3 protein-coding genes are annotated in these 2915 nt (G+C 74.5%); 2 read left to right on the top strand and 1 reads right to left on the bottom strand.

The window, feature by feature from the left end:
• Nucleotides 1-74: 74 nt before the first annotated feature.
• Nucleotides 75-890 (top strand): DUF4232 domain-containing protein, encoded by an 816-nt coding sequence (locus tag ABZ641_RS31380; RefSeq protein WP_359987297.1) that lies wholly within the window; start codon nucleotides 75-77, stop codon nucleotides 888-890.
• 52 nt (nucleotides 891-942) lie between these two features.
• Here the strand turns inward: ABZ641_RS31380 and ABZ641_RS31375 are convergent, their stop codons facing one another.
• A complete protein-coding gene (locus ABZ641_RS31375) occupies nucleotides 943-1962 on the bottom strand; it encodes a hypothetical protein (RefSeq protein ID WP_359987294.1) in 1020 nt (339 codons plus the stop codon).
• Nucleotides 1963-2179: 217 nt separating this feature from the next.
• On the opposite strand from ABZ641_RS31375, the gene ABZ641_RS31370 reads away from it, so the two are divergent.
• A complete protein-coding gene (locus ABZ641_RS31370; RefSeq protein WP_344628027.1) occupies nucleotides 2180-2707 on the top strand; it encodes a hypothetical protein in 528 nt (175 codons plus the stop codon).
• Nucleotides 2708-2915: the final 208 nt, after the last annotated feature.

Raw genomic sequence — 2915 nt, 5'->3', positions numbered from 1 at the left:
GGAGTGCCGGATAGCCGTTCAGGTGGACGGGCCCGTCGGCGTCGGCGTCGGCCGATGGTCCGGCCGAGCGGGAGGTGGGTGGTGTCCGGATCACCGGCTCGGGTCCGCTCTGCACCGAGTTCGAGGTCACCAACCGGGGCGGCGAAGCCTTCACCTACACGATCACGTTCACCCACCTGTCACCGTCCGGGCAGGCGATGTGGGTCAGCAAGCAGACGGTGGCGGACGTCGCTCCCGGCCGGACGGTGTCGGGTACCGTCGCGCCGAGTGCATCGCCCTCGCCCCGCCTGACCGAACAGCACCTGCCGGGCGCCGTACCCGGCGGAGCGAGTGCGTCCGCCTCCGCGGACGGCGGGCGGGTGCGGATCACCAAGGTGCGCAGCGTTCCGAGCAAGGAGGCGTCGGTCGAGTCGGGGGTTTGCCCGCCGTCCGGGACCCGGGTGTACGCCGACGAGGGCGATGCCGCCATGGGGCTGCGCGCAGTGGGCCTCCACCTGGAGAACTGCGGGTCGGGCACCGTCCACCTGAACGGCTATCCGGAACTCCAGGTCATCGACGAGGAGCACAGGCCCGTCAGCAGCGTGCAGATCCTGCACGGCGGCAACGCCGTCTCGACCGGCACCGGCACCGACGACCCGCCCGGGCCGGTCACGCTGGCGCCCGGCGAGCACGCCTACGCCGGGCTGGTCTGGCGCAACACCGTGGAGTCCGGAACGGCCGAGTCGGTGAACGCGCCGTACCTGAGGGTCCGGGCGAAGGCGGGTGCCGACCCCGTGACGGTGATCCCGGAGCTCGACCTGGGCACCACGGGCCGGCTCGCCGTCGGCGCGTGGAAGAAGGACGACACGCGCGGCGCCACCCCCACGAGCACCCCGGGCATCCCACGCTGACCGGCTATCCGTGCCGGAGGCGCACGCCTGCGCGCCTCGGTGGGGCGGCGGGTCAGCGGCCGCAGGCCCGGCACGGCGGCCGGGTCCGGCGGTGGTAGGACAGCGCGGCAACCCCCAGGCCGAGGCCCCACAGCCAGTAGGCGGGCATCGCCACCCAGAGGAAGGACAGCGGCAGCGCGCCGTCGTGGGCCACCGGGTGGACGGTCTCGCCCACCAACTGGCCGATGCCGACGCCGAAGTACACCAGCAGTCCGACCGAGATCGCGCAGGCCGGCCCGAGCGGCAACAGCCGCGGAACGCGCCGCCGGCCCACCAGCGGCATCCAACCGGGGAACACCTGTCCCCACCGGTGCACCAACGACAGCGGCAGCACGGTGCCGGCCAGCACGAAGCCCACCTCGAACACCGCGAGGGACGCCGCCTGCGCGGTGTCCAGCCGCCCCGGGCCGGCGAACCCGAGGGCGTACTGGGCGAGGATCCGCAGCCAGCAGGAGGCGACCGCCCCGTACGCCGCCCACAGCGCCCATCGCGGCGGCCGGGCCCGCCGGTCGGGATCGAGGGGCCGGCCGGTGCGGCTGCACCGCGGGCAGTCGCCCCACCACCGGCGCCGGTGGCCGATCGCGGCGGCGGCCAGCAGCACCGACACGGTCAGGCAGCCGGCCCGGCTGAGGAAACCGGTGAGCGAGAAGGGGATGTGCAGGCCCGGCACCAGGCCGCCGACCACGTCCAGCAGCAGGAACGGGCAGCTGAGCAGCAGGGCGCCGGCCACCGCGGCGGCGGCCGCGAGCAGCCGTGGCCGGGGCCGGCGTGCCGTGTGCAGGGCGCGGGACAGCACCGCCGCCCCGGCGCACAGCACCACGGCGCCCCAGGCCGGGAAGACCAGCAGGTCGGTGCCGAAGCGACCGAAGGACGGTGCGTGGCCGAGCGCCCACCAGGCCTGCAGGAGGCCGTAGCAGGTGGCCGCGGCGAGTGCGGCCGGCGCCGCGCGGACCGTCCGGTCGGGAGCGTCCGCCGCATCGGGACCGCCCGCGCGGGGCGGGGCCGGAGCGGTCGGTGGCGCCTGTTCTGCCATGCCGTCCACGCTAGGTCGGGCCGCCTGGACGGGGCGTCGGCCGGCGGGAGGAGCGGTCTCCTCCGTGGGAGGGAGGTCCGCGTTCGACTCACGCACGATGACGTCAACTCGCGTGTCTGCCCGGGGCGGTGCTCCGGGAGATGCGAGTACTCCCGTCCAACGGCCCGATGTGCCTTCGGTCTTCCACATGTCGTACCCGTGGTGAAGGATCGGCGCCATGACGGAGCAACGGACGAACGGGGCGTCGCCGGTCGACGCGGCCAGCACGTACCTGGCGCAGCTCGGTGAGCGGCTGAGGGCCGACGGCACCCAGGTCACCGCGGCCGGCTGGTGCGACCACAGCGTGGTGGTGGGCAGCCGGGGGGACCGCAAGCTGCAATGGTTCGGCACCAAGACCGAGCTGTTCGTCCTCGCCGCGGTCGTCCCCGAGATCGACAGCACCGCGCTGGTCGAGTTCACGGGATGGGCGATGGACCGGGCCAAGCACATCCGCAGCGGTCTGCCCGGCGCCCGGAACGCGGCGACGGTGCTGCCGGCCCTGATCAGCAGCAAGGTCCAGCCGTCCGCGGCACAGTGGGCCGCAGCGGACGCCCGGCTCCTGGGGACCACCCTGATCGGCCGGCCGATCGCGGTGGAGGTGACGGCATCCGGGGCCGCCCGGGTCGCCATGTACCGGGGCGGCACGGCGTGGGGCGGGCTGTTCACGCGGCACGTCCTGGAGAAGGCCGCGCTCTACTTCCCGTGAGCGTGCCTCCCGGGAGTGTGCTTGCCGGGAGTGAATCGGTGTGGGGATCGCCGGGGCCGTCGGTGAGGCCGCCTCGGGAGCCCCGGACGGCAAAGCCTTGGCAAAGCAGCGGGTCGATCGGCCCGCATCGCCGTCTCTTCACCCAGTAGCACAGCGAGTGCCGGGACGGTCCGGCGGCGACCCTGGTCGGCGTCACCGGGCCTCCCGG

The organism is Kitasatospora sp. NPDC007106 (assembly GCF_040634455.1).
In the GTDB taxonomy this organism is placed as follows: domain Bacteria; phylum Actinomycetota; class Actinomycetes; order Streptomycetales; family Streptomycetaceae; genus Kitasatospora; species Kitasatospora arboriphila.
This window is presented reverse-complemented; position numbering and strand designations above follow the sequence as displayed.